This window comes from Photobacterium sp. DNB23_23_1, assembly GCF_052873815.1.
On record NZ_JBNNXT010000005.1, the window covers coordinates 60,934 to 77,604 of the forward strand.

General features: G+C 44.2%; 13 protein-coding genes. 8 read left to right on the forward strand and 5 right to left on the reverse strand.

Annotated features, from left to right (window positions below; translation table 11 throughout):
• Positions 1–26 precede the first annotated feature (26 nt).
• Complete coding sequence (locus ACVA53_RS05005) at positions 27–1,574, reverse strand: arylsulfatase (protein WP_446504624.1); 1,548 nt, start codon at positions 1,572–1,574, stop codon at positions 27–29.
• 345 nt (positions 1,575–1,919) lie between these two features.
• Between ACVA53_RS05005 and ACVA53_RS05010 the strand changes: the two genes are divergently transcribed.
• The 5 genes from ACVA53_RS05010 (at position 1,920) to ACVA53_RS05030 (ending at position 11,800) form a co-directional block, all read left to right on the forward strand.
• Positions 1,920–3,485, forward strand: coding sequence for an arylsulfatase (locus ACVA53_RS05010; RefSeq protein ID WP_446504625.1), 1,566 nt, complete (start codon positions 1,920–1,922; stop codon positions 3,483–3,485).
• Positions 3,486–3,947: 462 nt separating this feature from the next.
• Positions 3,948–4,892, forward strand: a complete 945-nt coding sequence (locus ACVA53_RS05015; protein WP_446504626.1) for a LysR family transcriptional regulator — start codon at positions 3,948–3,950, stop codon at positions 4,890–4,892.
• Positions 4,893–5,280: 388 nt separating this feature from the next.
• Entirely contained in the window at positions 5,281–6,969 is a 1,689-nt protein-coding gene (locus ACVA53_RS05020; RefSeq protein ID WP_255045221.1) for an NAD-dependent malic enzyme, read from the forward strand.
• 1,072 nt (positions 6,970–8,041) lie between these two features.
• The gene (locus tag ACVA53_RS05025; RefSeq protein ID WP_446504627.1) at positions 8,042–9,529 is read left to right on the forward strand and encodes an alanine/glycine:cation symporter family protein; all 1,488 of its coding nucleotides are present in this window, start codon (positions 8,042–8,044) and stop codon (positions 9,527–9,529) included.
• Between the two features lie 285 nt (positions 9,530–9,814).
• On the forward strand, positions 9,815–11,800 hold the full coding sequence (locus ACVA53_RS05030) for a bifunctional metallophosphatase/5'-nucleotidase (protein ID WP_446504628.1): 1,986 nt from the start codon (positions 9,815–9,817) through the stop codon (positions 11,798–11,800).
• Positions 11,801–11,940: 140 nt separating this feature from the next.
• On the opposite strand, the gene ACVA53_RS05035 is transcribed toward ACVA53_RS05030, so the two are convergent.
• The gene (locus ACVA53_RS05035) at positions 11,941–12,876 is read right to left on the reverse strand and encodes a LysR substrate-binding domain-containing protein (RefSeq protein WP_446504629.1); all 936 of its coding nucleotides are present in this window, start codon (positions 12,874–12,876) and stop codon (positions 11,941–11,943) included.
• Positions 12,877–12,998: 122 nt separating this feature from the next.
• On the opposite strand from ACVA53_RS05035, the gene ACVA53_RS05040 reads away from it, so the two are divergent.
• Both ACVA53_RS05040 and ACVA53_RS05045 read left to right on the forward strand, forming a co-directional pair.
• Positions 12,999–14,027: a radical SAM protein gene (locus tag ACVA53_RS05040; protein WP_255045217.1), complete on the forward strand. Its 1,029-nt coding sequence runs from the start codon at positions 12,999–13,001 to the stop codon at positions 14,025–14,027.
• A gap of 89 nt (positions 14,028–14,116) precedes the next feature.
• Positions 14,117–14,392 (forward strand): hypothetical protein, encoded by a 276-nt coding sequence (locus tag ACVA53_RS05045; RefSeq protein ID WP_255045216.1) that lies wholly within the window; start codon positions 14,117–14,119, stop codon positions 14,390–14,392.
• Positions 14,393–14,399: 7 nt separating this feature from the next.
• Here the strand turns inward: ACVA53_RS05045 and ACVA53_RS05050 are convergent, their stop codons facing one another.
• Positions 14,400–15,230: a DMT family transporter gene (locus ACVA53_RS05050; RefSeq protein ID WP_255045215.1), complete on the reverse strand. Its 831-nt coding sequence runs from the start codon at positions 15,228–15,230 to the stop codon at positions 14,400–14,402.
• A gap of 293 nt (positions 15,231–15,523) precedes the next feature.
• On the opposite strand from ACVA53_RS05050, the gene ACVA53_RS05055 reads away from it, so the two are divergent.
• A complete protein-coding gene (locus ACVA53_RS05055; protein WP_255045214.1) occupies positions 15,524–15,730 on the forward strand; it encodes a hypothetical protein in 207 nt (68 codons plus the stop codon).
• A 113-nt stretch (positions 15,731–15,843) separates the two neighbouring features.
• On the opposite strand, the gene ACVA53_RS05060 is transcribed toward ACVA53_RS05055, so the two are convergent.
• Together ACVA53_RS05060 and ACVA53_RS05065 are read right to left on the reverse strand one after the other, a co-directional pair.
• Positions 15,844–16,281 carry a hypothetical protein gene (locus ACVA53_RS05060; protein WP_255045213.1) on the reverse strand — a complete coding sequence of 146 codons (438 nt, stop codon included), beginning with the start codon at positions 16,279–16,281 and terminating at the stop codon, positions 15,844–15,846.
• Complete coding sequence (locus tag ACVA53_RS05065; protein ID WP_255045212.1) at positions 16,278–16,658, reverse strand: hypothetical protein; 381 nt, start codon at positions 16,656–16,658, stop codon at positions 16,278–16,280. The genes ACVA53_RS05060 and ACVA53_RS05065 overlap by 4 nt, the downstream gene beginning before the upstream one ends.
• Between the last annotated feature and the right edge of the window lie 13 nt (positions 16,659–16,671).

Consider the following 16,671-nt stretch of genomic DNA (forward strand, 5'->3'; position numbering starts at 1 on the left):
GAATGCCACTTGGATATAAAAACATCTTATTTATTTTGAGGTTGTTGGAGCTTTTCCATTACCTGGTCAAGCGAGAAGCTAGCGGCTTTTTGCCTCGGCGGGAACTCCTTAAATGTCTCAAGGAACTTGGACACATAGGCTTGCGCAGGTACTAGCATGAAGGCACGGTCTAGCATCCAGTCGTAGTATGTATTGGAGGTAATATCAGCCACTTCGTAAGGATCCATTCTGAGGTTGAAGATCTTCGGTACACGAAGCGGTGTAAAAGGTTCAGCCCAAATACGCAATGTCCCTTTAGCGCGCTGCTCCAAGAACACAATCTTCCAATTATGGAAACGAAGTGAGCTCAAGTCACCATCATCGGTAAAGTAGAAAATTTCCTCACGTGGACCGACATCAACTTCACCCGTCAAATAAGGCAAGAAATTGTAACCATCAAGGTGAACCTTGAACTTCTTGTCACCCGCTTGATAGCCCTCTAGCAACTTCTCTTTGATCTGATCATCACCGGCGGCAGCAACCAAGGTTGGCATCCAGTCCATATGGTGCATTATTTCGTTTGAAATACTGCCTGGCTTGATTTTGCCAGGCCAACGCACCATAGCAGGTACCCGATACGCCCCTTCCCAGTTGGTGTTCTTCTCACCGCGGAAAGGCGTTAACCCAGCATCCGGCCAAGAGTTCATGTGCGGGCCATTGTCGGTAGAATAAAAGACGATGGTGTTATCCTTTATACCAAGGTCATCTACCTTTTTCAGTAGCGCACCAACATGATTATCATGCTCTACCATGCCGTCGGCATAAAAACTAATCCCAGTTTTACCCGAGTTTTCCTCTTTAACATGAGTACGGAAATGCATACGTGTGGCATTCCACCATACAAAGAACGGTTTTTCCGCTTTCACAGCACGATCCATAAAATCTAGCGCCGCATCTAACGTTTCTTCATCAACCATTTCCATGCGTTTACGGGTTAGCGGACCGGTATCTTCAATTTTGCCGTCCGCGTAAGATTTGATAACGCCACGAGGACCATAGTTTTTACGGAACTCGGGATCTTTCGGGTAGTCGACATTTTCAGGTTCTTCTTCAGCGTTGAGGTGATAGAGATTACCGAAGAATTCGTCGAAACCATGGGACGTTGGTAGATGTTCATCTTTGTCGCCAAGGTGATTCTTACCAAACTGCCCTGTCATATAACCGAGGGGTTTTAGCATTTCGGCGATCGTCGCATCTTCCGCCTGCAAACCGAGATCTGCACCGGGTAGGCCTACCTTACTTAAGCCTGTTCTCAATACAGTTTGTCCAGTAATGAAGGTAGAGCGACCAGCAGTACAGGATTGCTCACCGTAATAGTCGGTAAACATCATCCCTTCTTTGGCAATGCTATCTATGTTTGGAGTCTGATAGCCCACTAACCCAAATGTGTAAGCACTGATATTGGTTTGACCGATGTCGTCTCCCCAAATAACCAAAATATTGGGTTTTTCTGCTGCGATACTGCTGCTTGCTACACTGGCCAGCAGTGTTGCAAGTATCATTAATCTGCTTTTGAAGCCTTTTCTCGCTGTCATATCAACCTCAGTCACTAAGAATAAATGGCGTCCTGCAACAAAAATTAATAGCTCACAATAGGTAGTTCCGCGACTCTGATTGATCTAAATCAAGTATTTTTTTGCTCATCTAAAGGTTCAAACCGTCAAATTATGAAGTGACTGAGATCACATTTGCGCCTCGGTGCCTATTATTGAGCAAACTCATAAATCATCTATAAAGCAGAACTTTAGCTAACGTAATTAACCAAAGGTTATAACCGCTATAAAGCGACAAAATCCGCGTATTGCCAGAAACTTAGCGCAACAACAAATAAGCACATCTTGTGCTGAGTAAAAAACTCTCTAAATTTGAATGGAGTTAATATGGCAAACCACGTAAGTAAACTGGCTGTCGGTCTTGGGGTTCTCGCAACGTCAAGCGCTGCTGTTGCAGCTGAGAAACCAAATATTTTGGCGATTTTCGGTGATGATGTCGGTTACTGGAATATCAGTGCATACAACCAAGGTATGATGGGTTACGAGACCCCGAATATCGACCGTATCGCCAATGAAGGTGCCCTATTTACCGACCACTACGGTCAGCAATCTTGTACCGCAGGTCGTGCGTCGTTTATTACGGGCCAAGAACCTTTCCGTACAGGCTTATTAACGATTGGTATGCCAGGCTCCACCCACGGTATTCCTGGTTGGGCACCCACTATTGCTGATCTTCTGAAAGAACAAGGCTATGTGACTGCGCAATTTGGTAAAAACCACCTTGGTGACCAAGACCAGCATTTACCAACCGCTCACGGTTTCGATGAATTCTTCGGTAACCTCTATCACCTGAATGCAGAAGAAGAACCAGAAACTTACTACTATCCGAAAGATCCCGAGTTCCGTAAAAACTATGGTCCTCGTGGCGTTATCAAATCTTACGCAGACGGCAAAATTGAAGATACCGGCCCAATGACCCGCAAGCGTATGGAACACGCAGACGAGGAGTTCCTTGAAGCGTCTCTGGCCTTTATGGAAAAAGCAGTGAAAGCCGATAAGCCTTTCTTTATTTGGCATAACACCACACGTATGCACGTTTGGACTCGCCTGCAGGAGAAATACCAAGGAAAATCTGGGATCAGTATCTACGCCGATGGCATGCTAGAGCACGATGACCACGTCGGTATCTTGCTTGATAAACTTGATGAATTGAAGATTGCTGACAACACCATCGTTATCTATTCAACTGATAACGGTGCAGAAACGGTAACTTGGCCTGATGGTGGTGCAACGCCATTCCATGGTGAGAAAGGCACCACTTGGGAAGGCGGCATGCGCGTTCCTCAGCTAGTTCGCTGGCCGGGTGTTATCGAATCAGGTTCGCGCATCAATGAAATGATGGCTCACCAAGATTGGCTGCCAACACTAATGGCCGCTGCTGGTGTTCCAAACGTGAAAGAAAAATTGGCTGACGGCTATAGCGCTAACGGTAAAGAGTGGAAAGTCCACATCGATGGCTACAACTTCAAGCCTTATTTTGAAGGTAAAGAAAATAAAGGCCCTCGAGAATCTTTGCTGTACTTCTCTGCTAACGGTGAACTAAACGCTGTTCGTTGGCACGACTGGAAGCTAAACTTCGCGGTAATGGAAGGTAATATTTCAGATGCTATTCGTTTCGAGCAGAACTGGCCACAGATTATTCACCTTCGTGCTGACCCATTTGAGAAAGCACCGCACGAATCTGGTATGTACATGCGCTGGATGGCTGACAACATGTGGTTGTTCGTTCCAATCCAAGACGTGATTGGCGATTTCTTCAAAACACTGCCTGATTACCCAATGCAGCAAGGGCAGTTGATGAACCCTGCTTCGATTAACTACCAGTCAATGGGGCTGAAAGACAAAATGCAGCAACTTGATGCGCTTCAGCAAAAAGTAGAAACGATGAAGTAACTACCTTCCTTTCGGATAAGATCAAAACGCCCGCTATTTCATGAATGCGGGCGTTTTCTTTTATTGTTTGAGGGAGGTTTGCTGTGTTCAAGGTAGACTCGCTCTAAAAACCGTTCCCTTACATTACGCAGGTGATTGGCACTCTTCCTTAGCACGAGATCTCGAGTCCTTTTGTTATCCAAGCTCACAGCTTGAACTCCTCATTACAATAGCTGCAGCAATAAATCTGCTTGTAGATCAAGCGCTGCCACCAGCTCCTTTTTATACTTACGACTATCTTATGTTTACACGTGTTGGCCATTTCTTAGGTGTATCTTAAATATCATAATGGGATAACGAGTATAAGAACCCTGAATAATTTATAAACAGCACCCATAAGAACAATTCGTTCCATTAACTAGAACAGTAACCCTGATGCTTCTTGCTAAAATAGAGCATTAAGTCACGATTCTGGTCTGCGGCATGAAAACAGAAGATATTAAGCTATTCCACAAGGTTGTTGAATTCGGCTCACTAACCGAAACAGCTAAGTGGCTAGACCTACCAAAATCCAACATTAGTCGTAGGATCAAACAATTAGAAACAGATTTAAATACTAAGCTTTTTCATCGTCACAGCAGGCATATCACACTCACGGCAGCAGGTAACAAATTCTATCGTTCAAGCCTGCCTATCATAGAGCAACTTGACTCAACCATATCTCAGCTACAAAGCCCAGATAGAGAGTTATCGGGCAAATTAAAAATCATGATTTCACCGATTATGATGAACATCGGTAAACTGGTGTTTGACTTTATGAAACTTCATCCAAATGTCGAAGTCGAAATCATAAGTTCACCTTACGAACAAGATCTCGTCAAAAATGATATTGATGTTGCTTTTCGTCTTGCTGCTGAGGTAACAGAAGAAAACCTCGTCGGCCGTGAAATAGGCCGTGAAGTTTATGGACTATTTGCGTCCCCACACTATTTATCTAAACATGGTGAGCCTAAAACTCTCGACATGTTAAGCCACCACCCTTTAATTACTTATCGTTTTAGTAATGGACAGGTATACAACAAACTACCATTAGACAATGGTCAATACATCCAGCTTAAGTCTGGACTAGTCTCCAATAGTGTAAGTTTGATAGTAGAGGCATGTATTCAACATCATGGGTTCATCTTTATATCGCAACGTATAGGAAACTTGTTTGTACAAAAGAAGCTACTTAAACATGTTCTGCATACATACGCGCCAAAGTTGAACCTTTCATGGATTGTACATCCTCCCCGGCAGTACTTATCTACCACAGGCAATGAATTTCTGAATTTTGTGCTAGAAAGGATTGATCGCCTCAAATATAGAGACTCCGACGCCTTAAATGTTCTACGTGTTCCTTTCAACCCATTACTCGATGACACCTAACACACCAATAACACATAAAACCAACACCCACAAAACACAGGGCAGCACAAAGAATAACAAAACAAACACAGCAATAACCGCACTTGCTATATTTATCAGCGGCATCGCTCCCGGGGAATTTCCCCGTCTTTTTGACACGCAGACACAACACTACAAAACAAACGACTCACACAAAACACCTAAAACCATAATAAATTTAACCATAAGTCAAACAAATTCATTTTGCCGTGTTAATGACCGTTAAAAACCCCGCCAAAACTTGATCTAGACCTCGAAATTTCTTCGCTTTCCCTTTGAATAATCAGCAAGGTAGATCTACGATTAGCGCCTAAATGGAAAATCACACGATAGCCCATTTTTTAACTACCAACGAAACAGAGTCTATTGCATGAATAACGATAAACGCCCTCTCTATATCCCTTACGCAGGCCCTGCGTTACTTGAAACTCCTCTGCTAAACAAAGGTAGTGCATTCTCTGTCGAAGAGCGCATGTTCTTCAACCTGGAAGGTTTGCTTCCAGAAGCTATCGAGACCATTGAAGAACAAACTGAGCGTGCTTATCAGCAGTTTTTGAAATTCGAAAACGACATGGATAAGCACATCTACTTGCGCAACATCCAAGATACTAACGAAACCCTATTCTATCGTTTGGTTGAAAACCACATTACCGAGATGATGCCTATCATCTATACCCCTACTGTGGGGGCGGCGTGTGAAGATTTCTCAAATATCTACCGTCGTGGCCGTGGTCTTTTCATCTCTTACCCTAACCGTGACCGCATTGAAGACATGCTAAACAATGCATCACGTCACAACGTAAAAGTTATTGTTGTAACTGACGGTGAACGTATTCTTGGTTTGGGCGACCAAGGTATCGGTGGTATGGGTATTCCAATCGGTAAATTATCGCTGTACACCGCATGTGGCGGTATCAGCCCGGCATATACCTTACCTGTTGTTCTTGATGTTGGTACGAACAACCCTCAGCGTCTGTCTGATCCTATGTACATGGGGTGGCGTCATCCACGTATCTCTGGTCAGGAATACGACAACTTTGTTGATGAATTCATCCAAGCGGTTAAGCAACGTTGGCCTGATGCTCTAATTCAGTTCGAAGATTTCGCACAGAAAAACGCAATGCCTCTTCTTGAGCGCTATAAAGATAAAGTGTGCTGTTTCAACGATGATATTCAAGGTACCGCGGCAGTCACCGTGGGTTCACTATTAGCAGCGTGTAAAGCTGCAGGCAGCAAACTGTCTGAGCAACGTATCACTTTCCTAGGTGCTGGCTCTGCAGGTTGTGGTATCGCTGAAGCAATTATTGCCCAGATGGTGTCAGAGGGTATTTCTGATCAACAGGCACGCAGCCAAGTATTCATGGTTGACCGTTGGGGTCTGCTTGTTGATGACATGCCAAACCTGATTAACTTCCAACAGAAACTGGTTCAGTCACGCAAGTCTATCAACGAATGGGATACAGAAGATAACAATATCTCCCTTCTTGATGTGATGCGCAATGCCAAGCCAACAATTTTGATCGGTGTATCTGGCGTACCGGGCCTATTCAGTGAAGAAGTAATCCGTGAAATGCACGCACACTGCGAGCGCCCGATCATCTTCCCACTGTCTAATCCAACCAGCCGTGTGGAAGCAACACCAGCTGATATCATCCGCTGGACAGACGGTAAAGCACTGGTTGCAACCGGCTCTCCGTTCGAACCTGTTGTTCACAACGGCAAGATATACCCAATTGCTCAGTGTAATAACAGCTATATCTTCCCTGGTATTGGCTTAGGTGTTTTGGCTGTTGGCGCACGTCGTGTAACAGATGAAATGCTAATGGAAAGCAGCCGCGCATTGGCTGAATGCTCTCCACTTGGCATCAAAGGTGAAGGCGCACTGCTTCCTCCGCTAGAAGATATCCAAGATGTTTCTCGTTACATTGCTTTTGCTGTCGCCAAAAAAGCGGTAGAGCAGCGTAAAGCACCGAAGAATACTGATGAGCGTATTAAAGAAAAGATCAACGATAACTTCTGGGAATCAGAATACCGTCGTTACAAGCGTACTTCTTTCTAATATACCGGCTCATATGTAACGTACTAAATAAGAAGACCCGCCACTTGGCGGGTCTTCCTTTCAAGGCTGGCCATGGTTTCAGTTAAACTCTCGTGCTTCCGTGTACAATCTTTCGAGAATTTGCAAACTTACCTTCCAGCAATATTTTCAAATTTAGTGTTTCCTCTAAAAAACTCATCAAGTTGGTACTCAATATATAAGAGTGCACTTACTATATTCAGGTGACTTGGCTATTACCCAGTCGCTATCTGTATTCTTAAATGAGGTATTGGAAACAGTATGCAGAATCTGCCGATTTGCTCTCAATGTGGCCAAGATGAAGAATTTCTGGTTTCTGAAACTGGGGCTTATATATGTATTTGTGGTCACCGATTCGAGTTGATAACACTCGATAGTCATAACGATAAAATCAAGTGCTCTACCTACCGAAAAGCTCGCCATGCGGCTTATCATGAATCACATCAGCAAGGCTCTCTCAACAAACCGCTTCATTAAGCCATCCCGCTCTAGATGGTTTGACAGGTTAAAACCGCTTCTAATAAGCGGTTTTTAATTAACTAAATAATGAAAAAATATTCATCACTCCATTCAATACCCTTTACAGCCATCCTCAAATGTTAATAATAATTGAAATCCACTCAACACTTCATGGTTAAATATTCTGCTTAAAATGGTTAATGCAGAGTAAAAAGTAAAAATTCCATCAATTATACACTGTCCATTAAGCATCAGTAAGAAAGCCAGGCACAACAACATAAGTGATTGATAATAAATACTATGTTTTACAGCACGAAACACTGCAAACATGCCTTTCATACTTTCCATTCTAAATGTGTGATTTGGATCACACTGATTTAGGCGAATTTCGTGCTAACTTACGGCCCCGTCTAAAGATGAAACACCTGATTCTATGTTTCACAATTGTAACTTCAACAAGTTACACATAGCTGGGTTCGACCAGCAAATAACAAATATAAATTCAGAATCATATTCATGAATTGTCATGTAAATGGACGTTTCAATTTGCTCAACCAATTACTAATTGGTTGAGTGTCATATACAGGAAATTAGTATGAGTGTTACAAACGAAACTTGGTTGACTTCGCTGAACGATGGTTTGGAAACTGTCATTGGCGCAATTAACGGTGTACTTTGGGGCCAACTTCTTGTTTACCTACTGGTAGCAGTCGGTATTTACTTCACTTTACGCCTCGGCTTTATCCAAATTCGCCAATTCCGCCATTCTATTGATGTCCTAAAAAGCGGTAAAGATGTTGATAACGGTATCAGCTCTTACCAGGTGTTCTGTACATCAATGGCAGCCCGTGTAGGTACAGGTAACATGGCAGGTGTTGCAGTTGCACTGACTGTTGGTGGCCCTGGTGCTATCTTTTGGATGTGGGTGATTGCACTATTCGGTATGTCTACTGCTTTCATCGAATCAACACTGGCGCAGATCTACAAAACCAAAGATGTTGATGGTCAATACCGTGGTGGTCCAGCCTACTACATGGAAAAAGGCCTAGGCATGCGTTGGATGGGTTCACTATTCTCTGTGTTCCTAATCATTGCATTTGGCCTAGTGTTCAACGCTGTACAGGCAAACACAATTACAGACGCACTAAGCCACTCTTTTGGCTTTGACGAAACCATTATGGGTGTTGTGATTGTTGCGTGCTCTGCGTTCTTCATCATGGGCGGCCTTCGTAAGATTGCAGTAGCGTCAGCGAAGATTGTTCCAGTCATGGCAATCGGCTACCTTGCTATCGCAATGGTCATCGTAATCATGAACATCACAGAGCTGCCTGCAGTGCTTGCGCTTATTGTTAAGAGTGCATTTGGTTGGCAGGAAGCAGCAGCAGGTGGTGTTGCTTATACGATTGCTCAAGCAATGCAAAGTGGTATCGCACGTGGTCTCTTCTCTAACGAAGCGGGTATGGGTTCTGCAGCTAACGTTGCAGCAAGTGCAACACCTAACCCGAACCACCCTGCATCACAGGGTTTTGTTCAGATGCTAGGTGTATTTGTTGATACTATCGTTATCTGTTCAGCGTCTGCCGCTATGATCATGCTAAGTGGCGTGATGGATCAGCCAAACGCAGCAACAGGTATCAGCCTACTTCAGCAAGCGCTAACAAGCGAACTAGGTGGCTGGACAACATACTTCATGGCTGCAGCGATTCTACTGTTCTGTTTCTCGTCTATCATTGCGAACTACAGCTACGCTGAAACCAACGTAATGTTCCTGAACGGTAACACTAAGAAAGGCCTACTTGCCTTCCGTCTATGTGTACTTGTGATGGTAATGTTTGGCTCTGTAGCATCACTTCCAGTTGTTTGGAACCTAGCTGATGCATCTATGGGTATGATGGCGCTAATCAACATTATTGCTCTAGTAATGCTATCTAAGCTGGCTATCAAGGTTATCAAAGACTACGAGACACAGCTTAAAGCCGGTAAAACACCTGAGTTCGACCGTTCTAAGTTCCCAGAACTAGACGACCTAGACGGTGCATGGCACCCAGAAGGTACTGAGCCAGTAGCCGCTACCAGCAAGTAATCTTTTTAAGATGACAAACTAAGAGCCAGCGTTTCAATACGCTGGCTCTTTTCTTTTATGTGGACAATATAAAAATACTGGCTTACGTCAAAATCAGCCTCACTTTGCCAGCTAATTTGGGATACATGAGCCATCAAAGCAAACGATCAACACAATCGTTTGCTTTATATTTACAGCTTGAAGTTTTATGTCACTATTTTGTAATTGCCCCTCCAATTCATCTCGTATATAGTGCGCAAGCCTTGATTAAATAAGGCTTTTCACTATCTATAAATAGGTTATCAAATGAAGTTTACTAAGCCTCTCATTGCGCTTTCTGTCACAGCTGCGCTGGCTGGTTGTGCTCAGCCCACTTTAGAGAATAACGACTCTTTTACCCTGACCGTCGCGCACATCAACGACACGCATTCCAACTTCGATCCTGTTAAGTCCAGCTTCTGGGCAAGAAACAAGCTGGTTTATAACGAGTTTGGTGGTTTCCCTCGTTTGCAAACCATGGCAGACGAATACAAAAAAGCAGCTGAAGACAATAACCAAAGCTTCCTTTTTCTTCACGGTGGTGACGCATGGCAAGGCAGCGCTTACTTCAAACTGAATGAAGGCGCAATGAATGCGGAACTACTTAGCCGCTTGGGCATTGATGCCATGGCTCTGGGTAACCACGAGTTTGACCTTAATAACGCAAAACTTAACCAGTTCATCGGTGACATCAACTTCCCTGTTCTTGCTGCGAACATCGACACCAGCCAAGATGCAGACCTGAAAGGCCAAACCAACCTCAAACCTTATGTTGTTTACGCTTTCGACGGCAACCAAAAAACAGAAATCACTGACCTAGACAACCTTCCTGAAGGCAAAGATATCGTTGCTGTATTCGGTATCGCGCTAGACGACATGCCAAACATCGCGCCTAATACTGGTGATGTAATTTTCCACGACATGGTGGAGTCTTCTCAAGCCACCGTTGATATGTTCCAAGCCAAAGGCATCAACAACATTATCGCTCTAACCCACATCGGTAATGCGGTTGATGTAGAAGTTGCTTCTAAAGTTAACGGTATCGACCTGATCGTTGGTGGTCACTCGCACACCCTTTTGGGCGACTTCACCAACATCGGTCATGACCACGGTGGCGAATACGCCCAAATGGTTCAGAATCCGAATGGTCAAGGCCAAACCTGTGTTGTCCAAGCAGGTGAATACTCACAAGCTATCGGCCAGCTAGACGTTTCTTTTGATGCCAACGGCCAAGTAAGCAACTGTGCTGGCTTAAACGTATTGCTAACTAACGAAGAATACTTCCACTCGCCACTGCGTGAAGCAGGCAGCGAATTCAATGCTGACGAAACGGCCTCTGTGGTTAACTTCATTGAAGGTGAAAACAACATCACCATTACTGAAGAAGAAGCAGTAATGCGCCAGATCATCGACACCAAGTACAAGCCGGCTGTTGATGAAGCCTACGGTAAAGTGATTGCCCAGGTACCTGCAGAAATCAACCACGAGCGTCGCCCTGGTGACGGTGGTACCGATGTTCACGGCTCTGACGTTGCTCCTATTCTGGCTGCTGGCCAGTACTACTGGGCTAACTCTCCAGAAGTCGTTGCCGTAACCGGCATGAAAGTCGACTTCTCATTGATCGGTGCTGGCGGTATTCGTACCAACATTGAAGCGGGTGAGTATCGTGAAGGTAACATTTCACTAGAGCTATTACCGTTCTCTAATTTCATGTCTGTTGTACCTGTACAAGGTAAGTACATAAAAGAACTGATTGACAGCACTGTTTCTGCCACCCTACCAGAAGGCTCTCACGCAGGTAAATTCCCATACGGTGGTCACATCCGTTACCAATACACTGAAACCACGCCTTACCAAAACGGTAAGCTGGACTACGTTGAAGTAATGACTGGCACTGCCGATGCACCAACATGGACACCAATCGAAGATAACAAGACTTACAATGTTGCCGTTAACAACTATAACGCAACCGGTAACGATGGCTGGACACCGTTATTTACAGCTCAGCAGAAGTCTTCAGACCGTGTTGACCTCGCATATGTCGATGGCAAACTAACAGGCTTTAAAGTGAAGAACATCGTAGAATCTGAAGGCCGTTTCAAGGTCAACTACGAAGGCGAAGCCCCTAACTGTAAGGCTGATAACTTCCGTTGTAACACCGATGCACAAGCGGTGATCGATTACATCGCAGAGAACATGCCGACGCTTAAGCCGCTAGACTACAACGTTGTAACGCTTAACCGCGCGAACTAATTTTACTCACTGAGTAATCATAAACAAAAAGTGGACGGCATTAGCCATCCACTTTTTTTAAGTAATGCCGGATACCAACTCCATAACGGTATCGAAGAAATATGCCCGCCTTGCTCAATACAAGCAGGCTGTACCGCGAATTACTTGAATACGCTCTTGTCTAAAACCTTAGTATCGACCAACTGTGACAGTACATTATGTGTTTGCTCTCTGAGGAAATCACGTAATAATCTTACTGTAGGAGTGATAGATTGGCGACTCGGACATACCAACCACAGCTCGGTTGGGGTCGGTCTATACTCTGGCATCACATTGACCACTCGCCCATTAAGCAAATCATCTGCCATATCCAGGCATGATTTAATGGCGATTCCCTTCCCTGACACACACCAACGCCTAACTAAATCGCCATCATTAGATGAACGATTACCTTTAAGCCTTAACTTATGAATTTCATCGCCATGATTAAAACGCCACTCATCTTGCACAATGTCCCGTAGTTGATAGAAAAGCCCATTATGTGTTTTAAGCTCATCCAGCGTGTTAGGCGCACCGTGTGCTTCCAAGTAAATGGTTGAAGCGCACATCAAGCGCGGTATATTACAAATTTTGAAGCCATACATACTGGCATCGGTCGGTGAGCCATAACGAAGTGCCATGTCGACAGAATCTCGGTAAAAGTCGATATTACTGTCACTAATATTGCTTCGCAGGGCAACATTAGGATAATTAGCAAGAAACTCATCTAACCAAGGCGTAACAACATTTCTTCCCAAATCGGACGATAACGCAATCCTTATCTCACCATCGATCACATCAAGGTCATCACGCACGTTTTGCTTTGCGCTACCTAACATCTGCAATGCTTGTTCACATTGGGGCAAATAGCGCTCACCGGCAGGTGACACCCTAAGCTGCCTCGTTGTACGCACAAACAACTCCACACCAAGGGAAGCCTCTACCCGCTTGACTGCTGCGCTTGCCGTTGCCACACGCATATCCAAGCTAGTTGCTGCTGCGGTAATACTGCGAAACTCCGCAACTTTTAACACCACCTCGAGATCTTGAATGAGCATTGTTGCCAGCCTTATATTCAAATAATATTTGATAAATTATCAATTATGATAGCGTTTTTAACTAGGGTAACAAGGTTTATGATCCACCAATAAGAATATTCATGACCTCCCGGATGATAACGATGCAACAGATCCAGTTCCAACAAGGGCCAATCCGCCCACCATCAGAAGCCGATAGCCTGCTGATCAGAACCACTCAAGGGTGCCCTTGGAATAAGTGCCACTTTTGCACATTATTTGAAGGCATGGCATTTTCTATTCGCCCCGTTGAAGATATCAAACGCGATATTTGGGCTGCCAAAGCCTTTTACAAAGGGCGTCAATTTGAAAGCTGTTTTCTCCAAGATGGTGACTCGTTCGCAATGGATACCAAGGATCTGCTTGATGTATTACAAACGTTGAAACAAGCTTTTCCTGGGTTAAAGCAGGTCAGCTCCTATGGCCGCGCCCAAACCATGACTAAGAAGTCCCCTGCAGAAATGAAAGCCATCTGTGACGCTGGGCTTAATATGCTCTATTGCGGAATGGAATCAGGGTCGATAGAGGTGTTGAAGAAAATGAAGAAAGGCATCACACCTAAGTCTATCTTGAAATCAGCGGAGTATGCCAAACAAGCGGGTATGAAGATGATGACATTCATCATCCTTGGCCTTGGTGGCAAAGAGTTTTCTGACCAACATGTGAATGAAACGGCGACTTTGCTCAACCAAATTGATCCCGAGGAAATCCGCATTCTTTCGCTGGCAGTCAAGCCCGGTACAGAGCTCGATGCAATGGTAAAAAACGGTAGTTTCACTCCCCTGACCGAAATTGAAATGGTTATGGAGCAAAAGAAGCTAATCAGCCTTTTGGAAAACGTTCATGGTAATTATGGCAACTACCACTCGATCAACTTGCTTATGGAGCTAAATGGTCGCTTGCCTGAAGATAAGCCTCAGTTTCTTTCGACAATCGATCGCTTTTTGGCATTCGAACCAGAGCAACAGCAAAATTTCATTCTCGGCCGCAGAGTTAACTATTACAGTCGACTGGATGATATAAACAACCAGCTTTACTTTGATACGGTACAAAGAGAATTAGCAAGAATAGAACAATCTGGTACTGCGAATATTGACGATATCTTTTATCAACTGCGCCAACGTATGATTTAAAGTCACTAGAGGCTATTTCAAGCCTCTAGCCTCACCCTTGTATGCACGCTACACTAGGCGCACATCTCAGCGCAATAACAGATTCAATCATGAACAAACCCACTTCCCTTTGGCAACGCTTTAAATCCGCGGCCATTGATGTGCTCGATTTCAAATCCCGCGTGTGGGTTGTCAATATCCGTAGTAGTACGTTGCAAGACGAGTCTTTCGTGGTCAGTGAAGACAACTTCAAGCAGCCGTTACAATGGATGAAAAGCAAGCAGTTCGATGATGGCATGCTAAGTCACGTCGAGAAAATGAAAGTATCACAAGTACTGGTATTTAATCTTGAAGGAATCAGATATCGCTTACTGCGTGTAAAATAGAGCAAGGCTACTTTCTTGCCGTAAACACCAGTGCAATGCCTCCCAAAATGAGCAGTGTAGAGATCCCGGTTGATACCGTGATCGCTTCACTCAACACTAACCACCCTCCAAGGCTTGCCAGGGCCGGTACCGAAAGCTGAACGACGGACGCCCTCAATATAGACAACTTGGGTAACACCGCATACCAGATTGCATAACCTATCCCAGAAGCGACCGATCCGGAAAGTACAGCCAGCAAAATACCACGCGCGGTCATGCTTTCTATTTCCATTGAGATTGAGAAAATCCCCCCCATTAGCACTGCCAGCATTGATGCTAACAAGAAGCTGATAGACATGGTGAGAATGGCCGGGCGTTCACTCGAGCGTTTACCTAAAATGGTAAAAGCAGCCCAACTTATACCCGCTATCGCCATCAGTGCTGCAGCGAATAAATCAGGCCTAGTCGCATTAGGGATCAGTAAATAGCCAAACCCAATCAGAGAAACACCTAACCCACTCCACTCCATAAGGTGCATTTTATTGCCACTGAAAATATGAAAGCCAATCATGCTAAATTGAACTGAAGCAAAGAGGATCAAGGCTCCGGTTCCGGTTGCAATCTTTACGTAAGAAAATGAAAATGCCGCCGCATAGCCAAACAGCATCACCGCACCGACAATGTCTGATTTCTTCCAGTTAGTTGGAGAATAGGACGCCCTTGAGTGCATAGCTAAAGTTAAAACCGCCAGCGTAAACGCGCCAGACACTAACCGGACCAGGGTGAATCCCCCGGCATCAATCGAACCTTCAGCCAACGCCAATCGGCATAATATCGAATTACCGGCAAATGCCAGCATAGCGCTTATCACGAAGAACGTATTTATTACTGGTGAGCTTGACTGTGAACCACTGTTCAATGACGAGTTTTGCAATGAAGAATGCCTATTAATAATTTAAAGGGTTGTTCCCTTCATGATGAGCCGAAGAGACAAAAAATGCTAGCCGATAAAACTAGCCATCACTCCCTCGCAACATCAAAGGTCAATATCGACCCAAAACAGGTTGATAAGGTATTGCTTTTATGTGAGGTGTTTGGCACTATCAAAATGATTTAGCACGGATTATTATCGGTAAAAGCAAAGGAATGTGCATGAAGCTTTTAAATTGTAATATATTAATTGATGGTGATCGTTTTTTTACTTTTAGTGATGTTGAAGAAACACTTGAATTTCTAGATCTGCGTCTAGAAAAACAAGAGGTAATTAGTGCAAAGCTAGAAATAATTGCAGATAAAGGTCAGCGTGTTTTTTGGTTCAATTCTAAAGAAGCCTTACTTGACTCTCTAATGAGTTGCTAAATACTGTAATAAAACTGACATAATAAGCCAGCTTTATTTCGTTGTAACGACAGTTAGGATAACAAGCAGAATACAGCGGAAATATATGAAGGCTCGACCTCACCCCCACCTTGTTAAGATGTTGAATCTTCATTTCCCGATTGCTTTATTTGTCGGTTAAATTCACGGTCTGCTAATTCCTGTTCATCATATAAGTCTTCTAGCACCACCTGATCCATTGCCATCACATCAAACAGCTGCTCTTTACAATAATCTTCAGTCCAGCCTTGTCTTATCTCATTATCGACTGCAATTTTGTTTACGTGCTCTGCAGCAAAGTGGGCGTAATGTTCAAACAGCTCTTCATCGGTACCGTTAGCAACCCAAGACAGTTTTTTAAACCACATTGCAGATTGCTCTTCGCTGATATGATCATTGACCTTACACACTGACATCGCTATTAATGACTCATCATAATCACTGTAATGTGGAAGCGTATTATGGACATGCGCTCCGCAGGCCAGTGCCAAACCAGAAAACAACATTGATAAAACTACGATACACTTTTTCATATTGATTTCTCCTGCTGCGGTAACGTACACATTTGTTCAACATGGCCTTTGTGTTCAGCATCTTTGATTAATTGCTCCCCCATAGACATGCCTTCCAAATACATCTCACTGTCTTCGCTAAAGCTAAATTCCTCACCCAGTATCTCGACCGAGAGCCCTTCTATCGTCTCTCTCATCACCAGTGACGTTTTCTGGAGATATTCAGTGGGCATAGTGCCAAGATCCACACAATATTTATTCACCGTCTCGACTGCCGCAGCGGCCATTACCGCGTTATCACGGCTAAACAAGGTATCATGGTCATGCTGAGCGGCGTGAATAGTCGCAGAACTAAATGAGGCCACAGCCGCCAACAGGATTAATAATGCGTTTTTCATCTTAATACTCCTA